At 70.4% G+C, this 1,188-nt stretch carries 1 protein-coding gene; it reads left to right on the top strand.

Annotation, left to right across the window (positions count from 1 at the left end):
* Positions 1-943 (top strand): efflux transporter outer membrane subunit (locus H926_RS35110; protein ID WP_022677973.1); only part of this gene is annotated, 943 nt, incomplete at its 5' end.
* Between the last annotated feature and the right edge of the window lie 245 nt (positions 944-1,188).

Raw genomic sequence — 1,188 nt, 5'->3', positions numbered from 1 at the left:
CACCCGCCTGCAACTTCAGGCGGAACTGGCTGAAGGCTATGCCGTGCTGCGCGGGCAGGATCGCATCATCGCGCTGCTCGACGACACCGTGGCCGCCTATGCCCGGGCCGACCACATGACGCAGCGGCGCTTTTCCGGTGGCATTGCCAATGCCATGGAAACTGGCCAATCCGCGACGCAGCTGGCAGAGGCGCAGGCCGCGCTGGCCGATGCCCGCAATGCCCGTGCCCTGGCCGAACATGCGCTGGCGACGCTGGCGGGCGTGCCGGCCACCGGCTTTGCCATCGCGCCATCCGATCGCAGCCTGGCGCTGCCCGCGGTGCCGGTGGGCGTGCCTTCCACGCTCTTGCAGCGCCGGCCCGATATCGCTGCCGCCGAACGGCGGATGTATGCCGCCAATCGGCGCATTGGCGTTGCCCGCGCGGCCTTCTTCCCCTCGCTGTTGCTGGGCGGGCAGGTTGGCCTGCAGGATACCACGCTGGCCAATATCATCGCCGCGCCCAACACGTTCTGGTCGATTGGCCCGGCGGCGGTGATGACCCTGTTCGATGGTGGGCGTCGCCACGCCCGCGTGATGCAGGCCCGCGCCGATTGGGATGCTGCCACCGCAGACTATCGGGGCCACGTGCTGAGCGCGGTGCAGGATGTGGAAGACGGCCTGTCCCGGCTCCATCACCTGGGCGACGAAGCCAGCGCCGAGGCGCGCGCGGCCGAGCAGGCTGGCACGGTCGAGGCATTGGCCACCCGCCGCTATGAACGCGGCGCGGTCAGCTATCTCGACGTCGTCACCGCCCAGACCACGGCGCTGCGCACACGGCAAAAGGCGATCGAGGTGGATACCCAGCGCCTGCAGGCAGCAGTGCGCCTGTTGCGCGCCGTGGGCGGCGGCTGGCAGGGCGATACCAGCATGGCTGCGGCGCCGTCATCGGCAAAGGCTGGCTGATCAGGCCCGACGTCGTGCCGATCGTTGCGGGGGCTTGGCTTTTCCGCCAGCCCCCGCGATGATGGCGGCATGGTTCACTCTGTTGCCGCGCCCGCTGCTGGCCATGACGCGGCCGATACCCGCCTGGCCTGGCGCGCACGCGTGGCGGCATTGCTGTTTGCCCTGCTGGTGGCGGCGCTCGCCGGGCTGGTCGTGGCCTTTGCCATCAGCGCGCGCGGCGCCAACCGCCAGTTCACGCAGGCCAG

The sequence above is a fragment of the Novosphingobium sp. B-7 genome (assembly GCF_000410615.1).
Lineage (GTDB): Bacteria > Pseudomonadota > Alphaproteobacteria > Sphingomonadales > Sphingomonadaceae > Novosphingobium > Novosphingobium capsulatum.
This window is presented reverse-complemented; position numbering and strand designations above follow the sequence as displayed.